Genomic DNA, 21937 nt, shown 5'->3' with positions numbered 1-21937 from the left:
GGAGGAGAAAAGATGTTAGTATCCTATCGATGGTTACAGGAGTATATCGACTTAACAAACATTACACCGCAAGAAATCGCAGAACGATTAACGCGTGGCGGAGTAGAAGTGGATATTATTCATAAATTAAACAAAGGAATTTCAGGTGTGGTAATTGGGCATGTGTTGGACTGTAAACAGCATCCGAACGCAGATAAATTAAATGTTTGTCAAGTTGACATTGGAGAAGAAGAGCATGTACAAATTGTATGTGGTGCCCGAAATGTCGGTTCAGGACAAAAAGTGGCTGTTGCTAAAGTAGGAGCCGTTTTACCTGACAATTTTAAAATTAAAAAAGCAAAACTTCGCGGTGAAGTATCACAAGGAATGATTTGTTCATTACAAGAGCTTGGGATTGAGGGAAAGCTTGTTCAAAAAGAATATTCAGAAGGGATCTTTGTTTTTCCAAATGATGTAACGGTAGGGGAAGATGCACTGTCACAGTTGAATTTATATGATGAGGTACTAGAGCTAGACTTAACACCAAACCGTGCGGATTGTTTAAGTATGATTGGTGTTGCTTATGAAGTAGCGGCATTATTGGATCGTGATGTGACATTTAAAGATCCTCAATATACACCAAGCACGGAAAAAGCAGCCGATTATATTAAAGTGCAAGTCGAGGCAAAAGAAGATAATCCATATTATGGGGCTAAAATAATTAAAGGGGTGAAAATTGGACCTTCCCCGTTATGGCTTCAAAATCGCTTAGTCGCATCGGGGATACGTCCAATTAGCAATGTTGTTGATGTTACAAACTTTGTATTGCTTGAGTACGGCCAACCTCTTCACGCGTTTGATTATGACCGACTAGGCTCAAAAGAAATTTTAGTGCGACGCGCCAATAAGAATGAGCAAATTGTGACATTAGATGATGAACAAAGAACACTATCCCCGGACCATCTTGTCATTACAAATGGAGAAGATCCTGTTGCTGTAGCAGGTGTGATGGGAGGCGCGTTTTCAGAAGTTCAATCAGATACAACGACAATTTTACTAGAAGCGGCTTATTTTAAAAATACGACTGTTCGTAAAGGATCAAAAGATTTAGGGATCCGAAGTGAAGCAAGTGTTCGTTATGAGAAAGGAGTCGATCCACAGCGTGTAGAGAAGGCAGCAGAGCGAGCATGTGAATTAATCGTTCAAGTTGCTGGTGGAGAAGTTTTGGATGGAATTGTCGAAGTCAATCATCTACAAATTCAAGAAACAGAAATTGACATATCGGTAGACCAAATTAATGAACGGTTAGGGACGGCGATTACTTCAGAAGAAGTTGCCGCGATATTGGAAAGATTACGCTTTTCTTATACACAAAAAGACAAGCAATTCATTGTTACGGCACCTACGAGAAGACAAGATATTTCCATTCAAGAAGATTTGATGGAAGAAGTGGCTAGAATTTATGGTTATGATTATATTCCGACAACGTTACCTAAGGGGCTAACTACACCGGGTACACTTTCTGATTATCAAAAGAAACGTCGGATCGTCCGACGGTTTTTGGAGTCATGTGGGCTCAATCAAACGATTACGTATTCGTTAACAAGTCCATCTAAAGCAAAAGGTCTTGATGGAGAGATGAGTGATGTTACACCTGTTCAATTGGCGATGCCAATGAGTGAAGATAGAAGTACAATGAGAACAACACTACTTCCACATTTGCTTGATGTCATCACTTATAACAAAAATCGTAAAGTAGAAGATGTCTTTCTTTATGAAGTTGGTTCCATTTTCTTGTCAGACGAAAATGTCGTCACAAAGCAGCCAGTTGAGCAAGAAATGGTTGCAGCTGCTTTTACTGGTTTATGGCATAATCATTCGTGGCAAGGTGAGAAAAAAGCTGTTGATTTCTTTGTTGTAAAAGGGGTTGTTGAAGGCTTGTGTAAGGAACTTGGTATTGCCCCTTATATTTCGTTTTCAAAAGGAGAGCAAGCTGGGTTGCATCCAGGAAGAACTGCGTTTGTTTATTTAAATGAAAAGCCAGTTGGGGTCATTGGTCAACTACATCCGCAAATGCAAAAAAGTTTGGATCTCTCGCCGACCTATGTATTTCAACTTCATTTAGAAGCTCTGCTAACATATGAAACAAAGGAGCTTCGCTACACGACGATTCCTAGATACCCATCTATGACAAGAGATATTGCCCTTGTAGTAGACGAAAGCTTAGAAGCGGATAAAGTAAGACAAGTAATTGAAAAAACAGGAACGTCTCTACTCGACCATGTCCGGTTATTTGATTTATATCAAGGTGAGCATTTAGAAGAAGGGAAAAAATCACTTGCCTTTTCATTAACATACTTAGACCCAGAACGGACGTTAACAGAAGAGGAAGTGACTACGGTCCACCAAAATGTATTAACCGCGCTTGAGCAAGAGCTTGGTGCGACATTACGGTCCTAATTGAATGAAAATAGTGGATACGCCAAAAGAAGAAACTTTTGGTGTATCCTTTTTGTTTTAATCAATAAGAAAAGTTTTGGTCTAGCAGTGAACCTTTGAAAGCTTATTCAAGAAATGAAGGACAAAACGAGGAGAAAACGAATGGAAAGTGTCCTTCATACAAATGAGATGGGTCACCTAGAGAGAAGTGTCCAATAGAAGGCTTCTATCAGCTATGTTTGTTTAGTGTGTTATGAAAAGATACCTTTAGATGTGAAGCAAGAAAATTCCCAAGTGAATCATTCAACACTTTGGTCGGGTTTATCGTGTTAGCGATTTCGGTAGTTATGGGAAGTAAGCGGCCATGAAAACCGTTATCTGTGAACATTGCTAGCGTTTTGGAACGTTGGCGGACACAGGAGCAGTTAATCATAATATATCGCTAGGAATAGAGATGCTTTTGCGTGAATAAGTGCTCCTGTGGCCGTTAAAAAACGGAAATCCGTATCATGTTCACAAATAACGGCTGCTCTGACCGCAAAAATGAAGAGTCTGGGCTAACAATCTCGATGATTGTATAACGATTTTCACAGCGGTAAATCATTCATTTTTTATTAGAACTTCTCGTCATCTAACATAAAAAAATGGTGTATTTAGGAAAAAATATAGTATGATAGTAAATAGATTGTCTTTTATATATTTTGGAAAACAAGTAAGATAAAATAAATCCGTTATGAAATATTTTCATAGAGAACGCTTCATGGTATGATATACTTTAGGATTTCCTTGGATGTTAGGAGGCTTTTTGGTGGAAGATGAAAAAGAAAAAAAGCGCACAACTGTAACGATATATGGTCAACAATATACAGTCGTTAGTTATGAGCAGTCGAGTCATGTTGCAGATGTCGCTGCCGTTGTCGATAATAAAATGAGAGAAATAAAAAAAATGAATCCATATTTAGATACAACACGATTAGCCGTTCTAACTGCTGTGAATGTTGTTGATGAGTATATTAAAATAGTAGACAAGCTCCAGCAATTAGAGAATCGGGAGAAAGAGGAAAACGATGGTTAGTATCATTTTATTTATTATACTTTTAAGCAGTTTTTTTATCGGGTTACGAAGAGGGTTTATTCTTCAATTAATTCATTTAACGGGATTTATCATCTCTCTTATCGTTGCCTATATGTATCATCGTGAGTTAGCAACGTATATTCGACTTTGGATTCCTTATCCACAATTGTCTTCAGAAAGTCCAATTTCAATGTTTATTGAAATGTTTAATTTTGAAAGTGTATATTATTCAGGTATTGCTTTTGCCATTTTGTTTTTTGGAACGAAAATTATTATGCAAATTATCGGATCAATGTTAGACTTTGTTTCACACCTACCAATTTTACGAACTGTTAATGGCTGGTTAGGTGGAGTTTTAGGCTTTTTGGAAGCTTATTTAATAATGTTTGTCGTATTAAATGTAGCTGCATTGTTGCCAATTGAAATCGTACAAAGTTTTCTACACCAATCCTCTCTTGCGCAATTCATCGTAAATCATACACCATTTTTATCAGAATGGATTAAAGACATTTGGGTAAATAACCAAATATAATGAAAACTTCTCTTGCTGAGAAGTTTTTTGCTATGCACAGGTTGTATTTGATTTTCAGTCACAATAATCGGTATGATTGAAGTAGTGCAAAAAAAGGTGGGGTAATAATGAACAAAAAAGATGTCATTAAAACATTGGAAACGATTGCTATATATATGGAAATTAAAGGCGAAAATACATTTAAAGTATCGGCGTATCGAAAAGCAGCACAAGCACTTGAAACTGATGAAAGAACCTTAGAAGAGCTTGATGATCCCGCATCATTAAAAGGAATTGGCAAAGGAACAGCTGAAGTCATCTTAGAACTAAAGCAAACAGGACAATCAAGCTTATTAAAGGAATTAGCAAATGAAATTCCAGAAGGGCTAATTGTGTTGTTGAAGCTGCCAGGTCTCGGTGGAAAAAAAATCGGGAAGCTATATCAAGAGTTACAAGTTGTTGATTTAGCTAGTTTAAAAGCCGCTTGTGAAGATAAAAAAGTCCAAGGTTTGCCGGGCTTTGGAAAGAAAACAGAAGAAAAGATTTTGACTGCTATTGAAGAAGTGGAAAAGCGTCCAGATCGTTTTCCGATTTGGTTTGTGTTGCCAATAGCTGATGAAGTTGATCGACAGTTAGAAGAAATTCGAGAAATTAAATCATACTCAAGAGCAGGTAGTTTACGGCGAATGAGTGAAACGGTCAAAGACTTGGACTTTATTATTGCGACTGAACAAATTGATTTAGTCCGTGAAAAGCTCATTCAGTTAAAGAATGTCAGTAATATTATTGCCAATGGGAAAACAAAAGTTTCGGTTGAACTTGAATATGAGTATCCGGTATCTGTAGACTTTAGATTAGTGACAAAGGAACAATTCGCAACAACATTACATCATTTTACCGGCTCAAAAGACCATAATGTGTCAATGAGGCAATTGGCGAAAGAACGTGGTGAGAAAATAAGTGAATATGGTGTCGAACATCTAGAAACAGGGGATGTCAAAACGTTTGAATCAGAAGAAAGTTTCTTTCAGCATTTTGGATTACACTATATTCCACCTGAAGCAAGAGAAGCACAAGGAGAAATTGACTTATTTCAAAAAGACCATTCATTAGTTGAATTAAAAGATATAAAAGGCGATTTACATATGCATACAACTTGGAGTGACGGTGCTTATTCCATTGAGGAAATGGCGATGGCCGCAATGAAACGAGGCTATTCCTATATAGCAATTACAGATCATTCAAAGTTTCTAAAAGTCGCAAATGGGCTAACGGAAGATCGTTTGAAAAAACAAATGGAAGAAATTTCAAAGTTGAATGAAGCGTTTCCTGATTTTAAAATCTTTACGGGAATAGAAATGGATATCTTGCCTGATGCGACATTGGACTTTAATGATGAGCTTCTTGAATCCATTGATTTTGTAATTGCCTCCATTCACTCTTCGTTTTCACAAGATAGAGACACGATTATGAAACGTTTGACCGAAGCGGTCCACAATAACCATGTTGATATGATTGCCCATCCAACAGGTCGAATTATTGGAAAGAGAAAAGGCTACGATGTTGATTTACAGATGCTAATTGAACTAGCGAAAGAAACGGATACGATATTAGAGCTAAACGCAAGTCCATACCGTTTAGACTTATCAACAGAATGGCTAATAAAAGCCCAAAAAGAAAATGTAAAGATTGCAATAAATACAGATGCACACCATCTTGACACGCTAAATGATATGCATATTGGTGTTGGTGTCGCAAAAAAAGCGTTATTAACTAAAGATGATATCGTGAATACATGGTCACTGCAGCAACTCGTTACCTTTTTACAGAACAAAACAAAACGGTAACGGTATAAAGGAGTGAAAGTTATGCTGGCAAAAGTATTACGAGTACTCGAGTATGAAAAAATGAAGGAACAGCTTTATGAGCATGTTTCTTCTTCGCTAGGACGAGTAAAAATTAAAGAATTAACTCCTTCAACGGATAAAGACGAAATTTCGATATGGCTTGAGCAAACGTATGAAGCGACAAAAGTGCTCAGGTTAAAAGGGCAAATCCCATTAGGTGGCATTTTTGATATTCGTGCTAGCGTTAAACGAGCAGAGATTGGTGCGAGTTTAAATGCAGCTGAACTACTTGAAATTGCAAGTACCTCTTACGGGGCTAGAAGACTAAAAAAGTTTATTGAAGAAATGATTGAAGATGAAGTGGAATTGCCGTTATTAGGGGGAATTGTTCGAGTAATCATCCCGTTAACTGATATGGAGCGTGAAATTAAACAATGTATTAGTGATAACGGTGAAGTTCTTGACTCGGCAAGTGCACAACTCCGAGGTTTTCGCCAACAAATTCGGAGCTTAGAGTCAGGGATTCGTTCGAAGTTAGAAAGTATTACACGTTCACAAAGCTCACAAAAAATGCTCTCAGATGCGATCGTCACGATTCGAAATGACCGTTTTGTCGTTCCTGTTAAACAAGAATATCGAGGCTCATTCGGAGGGATTGTTCATGACCAATCCGCATCAGGGGCAACTTTATTTATTGAACCTCAAGCTGTCGTGACAATGAATAACCAACTACGTGCAGCAAAAATGAGTGAGGCGAAGGAAATAGAAAGAATATTACATGAGCTAACAGGCAAGGTCGCAGAATTTGTTGCTGAGTTACTCGTAAATGTCGATGCGTTAGGTGAACTAGATTTTATTTTTACAAAAGCGAGATATAGTCAAAAAATAAAAGCCGTTCAACCGAAATTAAATGATCGATTTTCAATCTCTTTGTTTAAAGCTAGACACCCGCTTATTCCAACCGATGAAGTTGTACCGATTGATGTTGACCTTGGTCAATCGTATTCGTCTTTAATAATTACCGGGCCTAATACAGGGGGAAAACCGTCACATTAAAAACAATCGGTTTGCTTACATTGATGGCTCAGTCTGGTTTGCACATTCCAGCCGATGAAGGATCTGAAATGGCCGTGTTTAAAACGGTATTTGCTGATATTGGAGATGAGCAGTCGATTGAACAAAGCTTAAGTACATTTTCCTCCCATATGGTTAATATTGTTGAAATTTTAAAACATGTTGACCATGAAAGTTTAGTTTTATTTGATGAATTAGGTGCTGGAACAGACCCGACAGAAGGAGCAGCGTTAGCGATTGCGATTCTTGATGATGTGTATCGGCGTGGTGCTCGCGTAGTGGCCACAACACACTATAGTGAATTAAAAGGGTACGCTTATAATCGTGAAGGGGCCATGAATGCGAGCGTGGAATTTAATGTGGAAACATTGCGTCCAACGTATCGTTTGTTAATTGGGGTTCCTGGACGAAGCAATGCTTTTGCGATTTCAAGAAGACTTGGATTAGAAGAATCAATTATTGAATTGGCAAAAAGTCAAATTACAAAAGAAACGAATCAAGTCGAAAACATGATTGCTTCACTTGAGGAAAGTAAAAAATCATCAGATGCCGAATTAGAAGAAGCACGTCAGATTCGTTCTGAAGCTGAAAAACTACGAGCAGATTTAATCGGGCAACTGGAAGGATTAGAACAGGAAAAAGCGAAAGTACTTGAAGAAGCAGAAAACCAAGCAGAAGAAGCTGTAAAAAAAGCAAAACAAGAAGCAGAACAAATTATAAAAGAGTTAAGGACATTACAAAAAGAAAGCCATGCTATAAAAGAGCATAAACTAATTGAAGCGAAAAAGCGTTTGGAAGAAGCAACACCTTCATTACAGCAAGGTAAAAAACAGCGGAAACCAAAAAAAGTAGAAGTAGAAGTTCGACCTGGGGATGAAGTAAAAGTACTTAGTTTTGGACAAAAAGGAATTATCGTCGATAAAATTAATGAACGCGAATTCCAAGTACAAATTGGAATTATGAAAATGAAAGTGGCCAAGGATGATATCCAGCCACTAGAGCCAGTCAAGAAAAAAGAACCTAAACCATTAGCAACGATAAGAGGAAATGATGTTCATGTAAAACCTGAACTAGACCTTCGGGGACAGCGGTATGAAGATGCGATGCTAAAGGTAGAAAAATATTTAGATGATGCGTTATTAGCTGGATACCATAGTGTATCAATTATTCACGGAAAAGGGACAGGTGCTCTGCGAAAAGGAGTAAAGGAATTAGTGAAAAAGCACCCACATGTTAAACATGCAAAAGATGCAGCTGCAAATGAAGGTGGATTAGGGAATACGGTTGTTGAGTTTAAATAAGGGAGGCCGCCTATGGACCATTTTTTTGAGAATACGTTTGTACAAACAGCAAGTTATTTTAGTGTGGCTGTATTAGGAATAATCGTATTTTTGGCGATTTTTGAGCTTGTCACAAAATATAGCAATTGGGTGGAAATTAAAAAAGGAAATCTAGCTGTTGCTATGGCGACTGGTGGCAAGATTATTGGGATATCGATTATTTTTCACTACACGATAAGTCAACATGCGTCTCTTCTTGGGATGTTAGTGTGGGGTGTCTTTGGATTTTTTCTTCTCCTGTTAAGTTATTTTATGTTTGAATTTTTAACGCCAAGCTTTAATGTGGATGAAGAAATAAAAAACGGAAATTATGCGGTTGGCTTTATTTCAATGGTCATTTCGATTGGATTGGCTTTTGTCATTGGAGCTAGTATTATTGCGACATAAGGGGAGAATACGGTGGAAACACTATGGAAAGTAATGTATATTTGTTGCGGATTGTTTTTATTAGCAGGCATAATCTTTATCATCATTTATATTTAATACTGGCTGGGACAAAAAAAGGGTTTTATTTTTGTCTCAGCTTTTTTAACATATCTAAAGCTTTTGAAAGCTTATTCTAGAAGAGTGAAGGCTGCGCACCTGCGCGTTTCATCCCAAGAAGAGCACTTGGGGTTCACTGTCAAAGGCGGGCAGGACTCCGTACTTCGCTTGAAAGAAAAGACGCTCTCGCGTTTTTCTTTAAGCTTTTTATAATTATTATGAAACGAACACGTCAAACTTCGTTAAATGTCCTTCATTAAAGGCGATGAAGGACAAAACAAGGAGAAAACGAAGCAAAAGTGTCCTTCATAAAGGTGATGAAGGACAAAACAAGGAGAAAACGAAGCGAAAGTGTCCTTCATAAAGGCGATGAAGGACAAAACGATGAGAAAGCGAAGCAAAAGTGTCCTTCATAAAGGCGATGAAGGACAAAACAAGAAGAAAGCGAAGCAAAAGTGTCCTTCATAAAGGTGATGAAGGACAAAACAAGGAAAAAACGAAGCAAAAGTGTCCTTCATACAAATGAGATGGGTCCCCTGGAGAGAAGTGTCCAATAGAATGCATCTATCAGCTATGTTTGTTTAGTGTGTCATGAAAAGGAAAAGATACCTATTGATTTAATGGATGGTGGCGATCGATGACACCACCAATGTTTTCCTGTGAAACTTGTGGAGGAGAAATGTATCCTGAGTATGATAAAGGCGTACATGGAGTAGTGTACAGGCATTCAGATTTGCAGAAAACAAAAAAAGACTGAGTGAGGTGGGTTTCCTCATTCAGTTTTTCTTAAAAGATAAGAGTATAAAAATTTTGGTGTAGCAGTGAAGCTTTGAAAGCTATTTCAAGAAGAGCGAAGGCTCCGCACCTGCGCGTTTCACCCCAAGAAGAGCACTTGGGGTTCACTTTAAAAAACGGACAGGGCTCCGCACTTCGCTTGAAAGAAAAGACGCTCCGCGTTTTTCGTATTATACTTCAACGATTTTTTTCCATCGGTAGTGAGTGAATATGGTATAAAAGGTGCACCAATATCCCCCTTTAGGAATAAAATATCAGGAATATTCATAAAATTTTTAAAAATGTATTTAAAAAAGTAAGCGTTTACAATAGAATAGATAAAAGAGAGGAGAAATTGAAGGGAGAGTATTATAAAAAAAGGGAGGTACTGCCAGTGACAATGGTACAAGAAAAACCGTGGCTAAATCATTATCCAGAGGAGATACCTGAAACAATTGCTTATGAAGACAGAACACTATTCTCTTACTTGAAGGAAGCAGCTGAAGAAACACCAGATAAAAAACTCCTTCACTTTTTGGGCAAAGAGTTAACATTTCACGAGGTGTACACACAATCGAAACAATTTGCAAATCAATTATCGTCACTCGGTGTAAAAAAAGGTGATAAAGTTGCAATTATGTTAGCAAATACACCGCAATCTGTCATTTGTTATTACGGAGCATTAATGATTGGTGCAATAGTTGTACAAACAAACCCTCTTTATGTAGAAAGAGAAATTGAACATCAACTAAATGACTCGGGAGCAAAAGTTATTGTTTGTTTGGATTTAGTATATTCTAGAGTGGCAAAAGTAAGAGAAAATACACCACTAGAATATGTCATTGTAACTGGAATTAAAGATTATTTACCTTTTCCTAAGAACTTAATTTATCCTTTTATCCAAAAGAAAAAAATGGGAATCAAAGTCGATGTTCAATACGATAATCAAACATTAAACTTGATGGACTTTTTAAAGCAAGGAAGTGTGAGGGAACCATCAGTGGAGATGACACCCTCTGAAGACCTAGCTTTACTTCAATATACAGGTGGAACGACAGGGCCAGCTAAAGGTGTTATGCTCACTCATCAAAACCTTGTTGTGAATACGACACAATGTTTACATTGGATGTACAAAAGCAAAAAAGGTGAAGAAGTATTTTTAGCCGTTCTTCCTTTTTTCCACGTCTACGGGATGACTGTGATTATGAATTCAGCGATTATGTTTCGCTCGAAAATGATTATATTACCGAAATTTGACCCGAAAGATGTTTTAAAGGCAATCCAAAAACATAAAGTGACCGTGTTCCCAGGAGCTCCTACGATGTATGTATCTCTCATTAATGAACCAACGATTAAGGAATATGACTTATCCTCCATTGAAACATGCTTAAGTGGAGCTGCTCCGTTACCGCTAGAAGTTCAACAAAAATTTGAACAATTAACGGGTGGAAAACTAGTGGAAGGGTATGGATTAACGGAGACATCTCCTGTTGCTGTATCAACCCCGATTTGGGGAAAACGTAAAGAAGGCAGCATTGGAATTCCATGGCCTGATACAGATGTCGCGATTTTATCAGCTGAAACAGGGGAATTCGCTAAACCGAAAGAAGTTGGGGAAGTGATGGTTCGCGGTCCACAAGTCATGAAAGGCTATTGGAACCGTCCTGAAGCAACAGCAGCAACGTTTAAAGATGATTGGTTTTTAACGGGTGATATGGGCTATATGGATGAAGACGGATACTTTTATATCGTTGATCGGAAAAAAGACATGATTATCGCTGGTGGCTTTAATATTTATCCAAGAGAAATCGAAGAAGTATTATATGAACATGAAAGTATTCAAGAAGCAGTTGTCATAGGAGTGCCTGACCCTTATCGCGGAGAAACAGTGAAAGCATTTGTTGTTTTAAAAGATGGGCATTCCGTAACGGAAGAAGAGCTTGATCAATATTGTCGTAAAAATCTAGCAGCATTTAAGACACCGAAATTATATGAGTTCAGGGAAGAGTTGCCGAAAACATTAGTCGGAAAAATATTACGACGTGTCTTAGTCGAAGAAGAACTAAAGAAATTAGAAGAAGCAGAAAAAGACGAAAAAACATCGTAAAGTTGGGGAAGTAAAACAAAATAGATCAAAAATGCCTTAATGGATTTCATATGAAACCGTTAAGGCATTTTATTATAATAGAAAAGAAGGAGTGGTTGTAATGAAAAAAAGGATATATATCACAAGGAAAATCCCCGGTGAAATTAAAAGTTTACTCGAGCAAGATTTTACTGTGGACATGTGGCACGAAGAACATATCCCAATACCTAAAAATATATTAAAAGAAAAAATAACACAGTGTGACGGTTTATTTTGTTTATTAACAGAAGAAATCGATGCAAAGTTGATAGAACATGCAAAATCATTAAAAGTCATTAGTAATATGGCTGTTGGTTTTAACAATATTGATGTAGAAACTGCCACAAAATACGGAATTGCTGTCACAAATACTCCTGGAGTTCTAACGGAAACAACAGCAGATTTAACGTTTGCATTACTTATGGCTACAGCAAGAAGAATACCAGAAGCAGAACAATACTTACGTTCAGGAAAATGGGAAACATGGTCACCTATGCTTTTAACAGGCCAAGATATATGGGGGGCAACACTAGGATTAATTGGATTAGGCAGAATTGGAACGGCTGTTGTAAAACGGGCAAAAGGTTTTGGAATGAACGTCATGTATACTAGTCGGACACAAAAGCCGGAAGTAGAGGAGCAATTAGACATTACATATAAACGATTAGAAGACTTGTTACAGCAATCAGATTTCATATGTGTCATGACACCGTATACGAAAGAAACAGAAAACTTAATTTCAACCGAACAGTTTAATCTTATGAAAAAAAACGCGATTCTTATTAATACTGCTAGAGGTGGAATTGTAAATGAACAGGCGTTAGTAGAAGCGATTCAAACAAAAAAAATCTGGGGAGCGGGATTGGATGTCTTTGCAAGTGAACCGATTTCAAAAGACGACCGATTGTTACAACTTCCAAATGTAGTCACCCTTCCTCATATTGGCAGTGCAAGTATTCAAACGAGAATGCGGATGGCCAAATTAGCCGCTGAAAATATAAAGAAGGTTTTGTTGGGTGAAGATTGCGATTATATCCTAAATCCAGACTTTAAGAATGGAGCTACGAGTACATGAAAATAGTCATTTCTCCTGATTCTTTTAAAGGGTCACTAAAGGCAAGTGAGTTATGTTCTATGATTGAAACTGTCCTTAAACAGAAATGGCCACATGCAAATATTCTCTCACTTCCACTTGCTGATGGCGGGGAGGGGACAATGGAAACTCTAGTTTTTGCAACAGGAGGTTATTATGAAAAGGTAAATGTTCAGGATCCACTAAACCGGAACATAACAGCTTCATTTGGGGTGTTAGGAGATAAAAAAACGGCGGTTATTGAAGTAGCAGCAGCTTCAGGGTTACCACTACTTGCAGAAAAAGAGAGAAATCCGTTTTACACGAACACGCACGGGACGGGAGAATTAATAAAAGCAGCATTAGATAAAGGGTTTCGTCGCTTTATCATCGGGTTAGGAGGAAGTGGAACAAATGACGTAGGTGTTGGTTTTTTGCAAGCGCTAGGCTATCAATTTTACGATAGCAAAGGCGAACAGGTCCCGCTTGGTGGTAAGCATTTGGAACAGATAGAAATGATTGATGAAACAAAAGTAGATAAACGATTAAAAGACTGTCAGTTTCTTGTCGCTAGTGATGTGAAGAATCCTTTATGTGGAGTAAATGGAGCAACAAGAGTATTCGGTGCTCAAAAAGGAGCAACATCATCAATGATAAAGGAATTAGAGCGTGGTGTCCTCCATTTTGCTTCGGTTATTGAACAACATACAACCATTAACGTAACCAATACAGCAGGGTTAGGTGCGGCGGGGGGAGTAGCGGCTGCTTTTTATGCCTTTTTAAAGGCAAAGATTGTGTCCGGCATTGAGCTTGTAATGGAAGAAGTGAATTATTCTGAGTTAATTGAAGGAGCTTCTTTTATTATTACAGGAGAAGGAGCGATTGATAAACAAACATTTCAAGGCAAAGTAATAAAAGGAGTATGTAAAGAAGCAGCAAAAAAGGACATTCCGGTTGTTGCGATATGTGGGCAATTATATTTATCGCAATTAGAGCTTGAAGAGTTAGGACTTGTAACGGCATTTTCGATAATAAAAAAAGCAGGAACTCTTGTTGAGATTATGGATGAAACACAAGAATGTCTTTTTGATTTAATGGAGAGAATGGTTGCGCTTTTTGATTTTTTTTACACAAATTATAATGGATAATGATATTTTTTTTAGAAAAATAAAAAAATAGTTTAAAAATGAATGAACATTCATTACAATAGAGTGTAGAGAGAGAGTTTGTAGTTTGTAGTTTGTAGAAATGGTAGGGATCGACTTTGAGGAGGAGTTATGATTGACAATTTCAACTGACAAGCAGTGGTTTAACCAATATCCAAAGGAAATCCCTCATACAATTCAATATGCTGATACAACGTTACATGGTATTTTAAAGAAAACGGTAAGCGCTTACCCTAACCATGATGCGCTCCATTTTAATGGGAAAGAATTGACTTATGCGGAACTTTATCGTTCAGTCACTAAATTTGCCAACGCATTAAAGGATTTAGGGCTTCAAAAAGGTGACACTGTTTCGATTATGTTACCAAACTGTCCACAAGGTGTTATCGCGTATTATGGCATTTTAATGGCTGGTGGTATCGTTGTTCAAACAAATCCACTTTATGTGGAAAGAGAACTAGAACATCAGTTAGCGGATTCAGGGGCAAAGTATATTCTCTGTTTAGACTTGCTATATAAACGAGTATTAAACGTAAAGAAAAATACAAACCTTCAACATATCATTGTAACCGCTATCAAAGATTATTTGCCTTTCCCGAAAAATTTAATTTATCCATTTATTCAAAAGAAAAACACAGGGATTACACCAGATGTAACCTATGACCAAAATACGCATCGCTTTACAAGCTTTTTGAAAAATGGAAAAGAAGAAGAATTAAACATCGATATTGACCCGAAAGAAGATATTGCTTTGTTGCAATATACGGGAGGAACAACAGGACCTGCAAAAGGAGTTATGTTAACGCATTCTAACTTGATTTCTAATACGACTCAATGTGCGCATTGGATGTATCAAATGAAGGGTGAGGAAGAACGAACATTAGCGGCGTTACCTTTTTTCCATGTGTATGGAATGACGGTATCTATGAACTTGTCCATTATGAATGGATCTAAAATGTTTATTGTTGCAAAGTTTAATCCGCTAGAAATTTTACAAATCATTGATAAACATAAAATTACGATTTTCCCAGGTGCACCAACGATGTATATTGGACTTATTAATCATCCTGATATTCAAAAGTATGATTTATCTTCGATTAAAACATGTATTAGTGGGTCAGCTGCTTTACCTGTAGAAGTTCAATCGAAGTTTGAAGAATTAACAGGAGGTAAACTAGTTGAAGGATATGGGTTAACGGAGGCATCACCGGTAACGCATTGTAACTTAATTTGGGGACATCGTCAGCAAGGAAGTATTGGATTACCATGGCCAGATACAGAAGCGGTTATTTTTACAGAACCTGGTGAAGTAGCAAAACCAGGTGAAGTTGGTGAACTAGCAATTCGTGGACCACAAGTGATGAAGGGGTATTGGAATCGACCTGAAGATACAGCAGCTACGTTTTATGAAGAGTGGTTGTTAACTGGTGATATGGGGTATATGGATGAGCAGGGCTATTTCTATATTGTTGACCGCAAAAAAGATATGATTATTGCTGGAGGGTTTAATATTTACCCTCGTGAAATTGAAGAGGTTTTATATGAGCATGAATCTGTATTAGAAGCTGTTGTTATCGGCATACCTGACCCATATCGTGGCGAAACAGTAAAGGCTTTTGTCGTAAAAAAAGAAGGCGCTTCATTAACGGAAAAAGATTTAAATGAATACTGTCGTAAAAATTTAGCCGCCTATAAAGTTCCAAGATTGTATGAATTCCGTGATGAGTTGCCAAAAACGATGGTTGGGAAAATTTTAAAACGTGTGTTGATTGAAGAAGAAGAAAAAAAGCAACGAGAAAATAAAAAGACAAGTTAGCAAGGTTTAGTTTCGCGAAGTAAGAGGCATTCCAAGAACATGGCGTGACGTTCTACATTGCTGATTAGGGTGTTCCAAAAGATGAACGAATTTGCCTTTTGGAGCATCTTCTTTCTTATTTGGAATACTAAAAGTTAGGCATGATTTCTTTCTTTTAGTATGATAAAGAGCAGTGATAAAATTAAAAAAAGAATTGTAGAACGGTCATTGACAAACACGCACACATACAATAAAATATGAACTATGAATGAACGGTCATTCATTTTCGTACACGGAAGGAAGAGTCTTATGGGAAAGAAACGAGGACCTAAATATGATCAAATTATCGAAGCGGCAGTTCGGGTCATTGCTAAACATGGCTATCATCAAGCACAAGTTTCAAAAATTGCAAAAGATGCTGGTGTCGCAGATGGAACGATTTACTTATACTTTAAAAATAAAGAAGATATATTAGTTTCTTTATTCGAAGAAAAGATGGGTCGATTTGTAGATAAAACGAGAGAACAAATTGAAAATGAAACGTCAGCGAAAGAAAAATTGTTTATTCTCATTCAAATGCATTTTAAACAATTAGCGGCGGATCATCCACTAGCCATTGTGACCCAATTAGAGCTAAGACAATCAAATCCTCAGCTCCGTCTACGAATTAATGAAGTATTAAAAGGGTATTTAGAACTTATGGACATTGTCTTATCAGAAGGAAAATCAGCAGGTGTATTTCAAGCAGAATTAGACACTCGTCTCGCTCGTCAAATGATATTTGGAACATTAGATGAGGTCGTAACAAACTGGGTTATGAAAGAATGTAAATATGACTTAGTATCTTTAGCAAAGCCAGTGCAAAATATGTTGCTTGCTGGATTGCAAATGATAAATGATAGTACGATAGAGGAGTGAAAAAGAATCTGTGGGACATTTTATTGTTAGTTATAACAATGCTGTTGCAACCATTACATTCAATCGCCCACCTGCAAATGCACTATCATCAGAAGTGCTTAGCGAGTTAGCGAATGTCCTTGATGAAGTCGAACAACATAAAGATGCAAAGGTTATCCTATTACATGGACAAGGACGTTTCTTTGCAGCAGGAGCAGACATTAAAGAATTTACGTCGGTTCCATCGGGCAGTGAATTTGCCGAGCTAGCTAAATCAGGACAACAATTGTTTAATCGAATTGAAGAATTTCCAAAACCTATTATTGTTGCTGTTCATGGTGCAGCATTAGGTGGAGGGTTAGAGCTTGTTATGGCATGCCATATTCGTCTAGCAACAAAAGATGTAAAACTTGGACTTCCAGAGCTACAACTTGGGCTTATTCCTGGGTATGCAGGCACACAACGTTTACCTCGTATCGTCGGGAAAGCAAAAGCGCTAGAAATGCTGTTAACAAGTGACCCAATTACGGGAGAAGAAGCTTTATCTTATGGACTAGTAAACTCTGTTTATGATGATGAACAGTCGCTTATGGACGCTGCTAATCAGTTAGCTCATAAAATTGCACAAAAAAGTGCAGTTTCTATGAAACTATTATTGGAATCGTTTTCATATGTAGCAGATGAAAACTTTGCAACTGGGGTTGAAAAAGAAGCTGAATTATTTGGTAAAGCGTTTGATTCCTATGATGGAAAAGAAGGCATTCAAGCTTTCATTGAAAAAAGAAAACCTGAATTTAAAAATAAATAATGGAACGACTATAGGGAGGGACTTAGAATGAATATTTTTGTTATTATGAAGCGTACTTTTGATACTGAAGAAAAAATTGCAGTTAGCAATGGTCAAATTGATGAAAGCGGTGCAGAATTCATCATTAACCCGTACGATGAGTACGCGATTGAAGAAGCCATTACATTACGTGATGCTCACGGAGGAGAAGTCACTGTAGTTACAGTTGGAGAAGAAGAAGCTGAAAAAGAATTGCGTACGGCTTTAGCCATGGGCGCAGATAAAGCGGTATTAATTGATAGTGAAGATGTAGATGAGTTAGACCAATTCACAACAGCAACATTACTAGCAACATACTTAAAAGGTCAAGAGTTTGACATTATTTTAGGTGGAAACGTTGCCGTTGATGGCGGGTCTGGTCAAGTTGGTCCTCGTGTAGCTGAGTTGTTAGACATTGCTCAAGTGACAACGATTACAAACCTTGAGATTGACGGAACGACAGCAACAATTGTTCGTGATGTAGAAGGAGACCAAGAAACGGTTGAGGTTTCACTTCCGATTCTTGTTACAGCACAACAAGGTTTAAATGAGCCTCGTTATCCATCATTACCAGGGATTATGAAAGCGAAGAAAAAGCCGCTTGAAACTCTAGATTTAGATGATTTAGATATCGATGAAGATGATGTAGAAGCAAAAACAAAAACAATTGAAATTTTCCTTCCACCTCAAAAACAAGCAGGGAAAGTGCTTGAAGGTGAATTAAATGACCAAGTAAAAGAACTTGTATCGCTATTAAAATCTGAAGCAAAAGTCATATAAGGAGGGACTAAACGATGTCAAAAAAAGTATTAGTATTAGCTGAAGTCCGTGATGGAGAATTAAGAAACGTATCATTTGAAGCAATTGCTGCTGGAAAAATCATTGCTGAAGGTGGAGAAGTTGTAGCTGCTGTTTTTGGAAGTGAGGTAAGCAATGTGGCAGAGGCACTTGTTCACTATGGTGCTGACCGTGTGATTAAAGTTGAGCACAGTGATTTAAAAGAATATACAACAGATGCATACCAACAAGCATTATTACAAGTGGTAGATACAGAACAGCCAGAAGGTTTAGTATTAGGGCATACAGCGGCAGGGAAAGATTTAGCTCCTCGTATCGCTATGAAACTAAACGCAGGTTTAATTTCGGATGCGATTGCAGTTGAAGTTGATGGAGACAATGTTGTCTTTACTCGTCCGATTTACTCTGGTAAAGCTTTTGAAAAGAAAACAATTGAAGAAGGTTTAGTATTTGCGACGATTCGTCCGAATAACATCGAGCCATTAGCAAAAGACGAGTCACGCTCTGGTGATGTGAGCAGCTTATCAGTCGACATTAAAGACTTGCGCACAACGATTAAAGAAATCGTTCGTAAATCGACAAGCGGTGTTGATTTATCAGAAGCGAAAATTATCGTAGCAGGTGGACGTGGTGTGAAAAGTAAAGAAGGTTTTGAACCTTTAGAAGAATTAGCAGGAGTATTAGGTGCAGCAGTAGGAGCTTCACGTGGTGCGTGTGATGCAGAATATTGTGATTACTCTCTTCAAATCGGGCAAACAGGAAAGGTTGTAACACCAGACTTATATTTTGCTATCGGTTTATCAGGAGCTATCCAACATTTAGCTGGTATGTCTAACTCAAAATGTATCGTTGCTATCAACAAAGACCCAGAAGCTCCAATTTTCGAAGTAGCCGACTACGGAATCGTAGGCGACCTATTCGAAGTACTACCAATCTTAACAGAAGAATTAAAAAAAGTAGTAGCATCATAAAATAGAGGGTGTACGTTAACTCTGGTAAGAGTTAACGTACACCCTCGGCATGTGAGCGGAGCCGCTGCCTGTTTTAAAGCTCAGTTGAGCGTTCTTCTCAACTGAGCGCGCAGCGAGCGGAGCGAATCGTTAACTCTGGTAAGAGCTAACGTACACCCTCGTGTTTTGTATAGGACATTTATTCCGCTATTTTCATCAAAAGAGCGAGTATACAAATGTTAACGGACATCTGTTCCGCTAATCGCTCCAAACATGGCTGAACTCTTATCAAACAAGGCAAATAGCGGAACAGATGTCCAAACGAACAGCCAAAATAAGAGAAAACGGTAAAATAGCGGAATGTTTGTCCGATACGGATGTCAGCTTCTCTAAATACATAAAAAGTTTGTAATATTGGGTAGGATAAGAATGATTTGAGCAAGATAATGGCATCCAAAGGAAGCAAATGGTATAATTCCAAGTGAATCAAAAAGATGACTAAGAGTATAATTAAGGAGGAAATAAATTATGGCAATTGTAAACGTAAATGACCAAACATTCGGAACAGAAACAGGAGAAGGTGTTGTTTTAGCAGACTTTTGGGCACCTTGGTGCGGACCTTGTAAAATGATTGCACCAGTTCTTGAAGAACTAGACGGTGAAATGGGAGATAAAATGAAAATTGTAAAGCTTGATGTGGATGAGAACCAAGAAACAGCAAGCAAATTTGGCGTTATGAGCATCCCAACACTAATGGTATTCAAAAATGGTGAAAAAGTAGACCAAGTTGTTGGATTCCAACCAAAAGAAGCTCTTGTTGATTTAATCAACAAACACCTATAAGAAGCAACGTAAAGCCTGTTTCCATTGAAACAGGTTTTTTGTTTGCCATCCTTTTTCCAAACGTATTCACCAAGAACTTCTATACATATAAATTACCATTTGCAAAAAAGCGAATCTTCTACAACAATAGAAGAGGGGAGGTAGGGAGATGGAACAATTAAAAGAGAAACTGGCTGTCCTTCCAGACCAGCCTGGTTGTTATTTAATGAAAGACAAACAAGGCACGATTATATATGTAGGAAAAGCAAAAGTTTTGAAAAATCGAGTTCGATCTTATTTCACTGGAAGTCATGATGGGAAAACACAACGGCTAGTTAGTGAAATTGTCGACTTTGAATATATTGTAACGTCTTCAAATATAGAAGCGCTATTATTAGAAATCAATTTAATCAAAAAGCATGACCCTAAATACAATGTCATGTTAAAGGATGATAAATCGTATCCTTATTTAAAACTAACAAATGAACAACACCCGAGACTAATTATTACTAGAAAAGTAAAAAAAGACGGAGGGAAATATTTTGGTCCCTATCCAAATGCAGGAGCGGCAAACGAAACGAAGAAGTTATTAGATCGATTATACCCGCTTCGTAAATGTCGGACATTACCTGATCGGGTTTGTTTGTATTATCACATTGGTCAATGCTTAGCCCCTTGTGTGTATGAGGTAACACAAGAAGAGAATAAAGAGCTTGTCAGTGAAATATCGAAGTTTTTAAAGTCAGGTCATGAAGAAATCAAACAAAGCTTAACAGAAAAAATGACAAAAGCAGCGGAAGAATTAAACTTTGAGCGAGCGAAAGAATTGCGTGACATCATTATACAAATGGAAACGATAATGGAAAAGCAAAAAATGACGATTGCAGAAAAGAAAGACCGTGATGTGTTTGCATATGCCTATGATAAAGGATGGATGTGTATCCAAGTCTTTTTTATTCGTCAAGGAAAGTTAATTGAACGAGATGTATCTATTTTTCCTTTTTATAAAGATGCTCAAGATGATGTGCTAACGTTTATAGGCCAGTTTTACTTGAAAAAGGACCATATTAAACCGGCGGAAATTTTACTCCCGGAAGACATAGATGCAGAAGTTGTTGAAAAGCTGCTTGATGTAAAAGTAGTGAAGCCGATGAGAGGGCAAAAGAAGGAATTAGTCGATTTAGCAAAGAAAAACGCAGAAATTGCGTTACAAGAAAAATTTAGTTTAATTGAACGCGACGAACGGCGCACTGTCCATGCTGTCGACAACTTAGGAAAAGCATTAGGAATTCACCCTCCTTATCGAATTGAAGCATTTGATAACTCGAACATACAAGGAACAGACCCTGTATCAGCGATGATTAGTTTTGTGGATGGGAAACCAAGCAAAAAGGATTATCGAAAGTATAAAATCAAAGATGTCATCGGTCCAGATGACTACGGTTCAATGAGAGAAGTCATCCGTAGACGCTATATTCGCCTTCTCAGAGAAAATGGACCATTCCCAGACCTAATTGTTATCGATGGTGGAAAAGGTCAAATTTCAGCAGCGCAGAGCGTAATAGAAGATGAATTAGGATTAGCGATCCCCGTTTGTGGACTTGCGAAAGATGAAAAGCACAAAACCTCTCAGTTACTAATGGGAGACCCACCTCAAATTATCCCGTTAAAAAGGGATAGTCATGAGTTTTATTTACTGCAACGAATTCAAGATGAAGTGCATCGATTTGCGATTAGCTTTCATCGTCAATCTCGTGGAAAGTCGATGATTTCATCAAAGTTGGATGGAATAGAAGGAGTAGGAGAAAAAAGAAAACGCCAGCTTTTAAAACATTTTGGTTCTGTAAAGAAAATAAGAGAAGCGACAATCGAAGAAATTACGGCGTTATCAATTCCTGAAAAGATAGCACATAACATTAAACAAGCATTAGAAGACGCATAATCCATTGCATCCTTTTTATTTA

Annotated in this window: 15 protein-coding genes and 1 pseudogene; all 16 read left to right on the top strand. The window is 37.6% G+C overall.

The annotated features are described in order from the left end of the window. The first annotated feature begins 12 nt into the window (after nt 1–12). The gene (gene pheT, locus T323_RS0100680; RefSeq protein ID WP_026671564.1) at nt 13–2439 is read left to right on the top strand and encodes a phenylalanine--tRNA ligase subunit beta; all 2427 of its coding nucleotides are present in this window, start codon (nt 13–15) and stop codon (nt 2437–2439) included. Nucleotides 2440–3226: 787 nt separating this feature from the next. Beyond that, on the top strand, nt 3227–3493 hold the full coding sequence (gene zapA, locus T323_RS0100675; protein ID WP_026671563.1) for a cell division protein ZapA: 267 nt from the start codon (nt 3227–3229) through the stop codon (nt 3491–3493). Then, nucleotides 3486–4025 carry a CvpA family protein gene (locus T323_RS0100670; RefSeq protein WP_026671562.1) on the top strand — a complete coding sequence of 180 codons (540 nt, stop codon included), beginning with the start codon at nt 3486–3488 and terminating at the stop codon, nt 4023–4025. The genes zapA and T323_RS0100670 overlap by 8 nt, the downstream gene beginning before the upstream one ends. A gap of 107 nt (nt 4026–4132) precedes the next feature. Beyond that, on the top strand, nt 4133–5851 hold the full coding sequence (gene polX / locus T323_RS0100665; protein WP_026671561.1) for a DNA polymerase/3'-5' exonuclease PolX: 1719 nt from the start codon (nt 4133–4135) through the stop codon (nt 5849–5851). A 21-nt stretch (nt 5852–5872) separates the two neighbouring features. Next, nucleotides 5873–8226: pseudogene (locus T323_RS25560) on the top strand (endonuclease MutS2). A 12-nt stretch (nt 8227–8238) separates the two neighbouring features. Then, entirely contained in the window at nt 8239–8652 is a 414-nt protein-coding gene (locus T323_RS0100655) for a DUF350 domain-containing protein (RefSeq protein ID WP_026671560.1), read from the top strand. A gap of 1270 nt (nt 8653–9922) precedes the next feature. Further along, nucleotides 9923–11629 carry a long-chain-fatty-acid--CoA ligase gene (locus tag T323_RS0100640; protein ID WP_035177322.1) on the top strand — a complete coding sequence of 569 codons (1707 nt, stop codon included), beginning with the start codon at nt 9923–9925 and terminating at the stop codon, nt 11627–11629. Between the two features lie 100 nt (nt 11630–11729). Then, entirely contained in the window at nt 11730–12722 is a 993-nt protein-coding gene (locus tag T323_RS0100635; protein ID WP_026671558.1) for a 2-hydroxyacid dehydrogenase, read from the top strand. Then, nucleotides 12719–13867, top strand: a complete 1149-nt coding sequence (locus tag T323_RS0100630; protein ID WP_026671557.1) for a glycerate kinase — start codon at nt 12719–12721, stop codon at nt 13865–13867. Before T323_RS0100635 ends, T323_RS0100630 begins: the two co-directional genes overlap by 4 nt. Nucleotides 13868–14000: 133 nt before the next feature. Beyond that, entirely contained in the window at nt 14001–15701 is a 1701-nt protein-coding gene (locus T323_RS0100625; RefSeq protein WP_026671556.1) for a long-chain-fatty-acid--CoA ligase, read from the top strand. A 288-nt stretch (nt 15702–15989) separates the two neighbouring features. Next, nucleotides 15990–16598: a fatty acid metabolism transcriptional regulator FadR gene (fadR, locus tag T323_RS0100620; RefSeq protein ID WP_035177160.1), complete on the top strand. Its 609-nt coding sequence runs from the start codon at nt 15990–15992 to the stop codon at nt 16596–16598. A 10-nt stretch (nt 16599–16608) separates the two neighbouring features. Continuing rightward, nucleotides 16609–17385, top strand: a complete 777-nt coding sequence (locus tag T323_RS0100615) for an enoyl-CoA hydratase (RefSeq protein ID WP_035177157.1) — start codon at nt 16609–16611, stop codon at nt 17383–17385. 27 nt (nt 17386–17412) lie between these two features. Further along, nucleotides 17413–18183, top strand: a complete 771-nt coding sequence (locus T323_RS0100610) for an electron transfer flavoprotein subunit beta/FixA family protein (protein WP_026671553.1) — start codon at nt 17413–17415, stop codon at nt 18181–18183. 14 nt (nt 18184–18197) lie between these two features. Then, the gene (locus tag T323_RS0100605) at nt 18198–19172 is read left to right on the top strand and encodes an electron transfer flavoprotein subunit alpha/FixB family protein (protein ID WP_026671552.1); all 975 of its coding nucleotides are present in this window, start codon (nt 18198–18200) and stop codon (nt 19170–19172) included. 507 nt (nt 19173–19679) lie between these two features. Further along, nucleotides 19680–19994, top strand: a complete 315-nt coding sequence (trxA, locus tag T323_RS0100600; protein WP_026671551.1) for a thioredoxin — start codon at nt 19680–19682, stop codon at nt 19992–19994. Between the two features lie 148 nt (nt 19995–20142). Beyond that, nucleotides 20143–21915, top strand: coding sequence for an excinuclease ABC subunit UvrC (uvrC, locus tag T323_RS0100595; protein ID WP_026671550.1), 1773 nt, complete (start codon nt 20143–20145; stop codon nt 21913–21915). Nucleotides 21916–21937 lie beyond the last annotated feature (22 nt).

The sequence above is a fragment of the Alkalihalobacillus bogoriensis ATCC BAA-922 genome, assembly GCF_000621445.1.
Lineage (GTDB): Bacteria > Bacillota > Bacilli > Bacillales > Bacillaceae_F > Bacillus_AO > Bacillus_AO bogoriense.
Note: the sequence above shows the minus strand (reverse complement) of the source record. Positions and strands in the feature narration are given on the sequence as shown.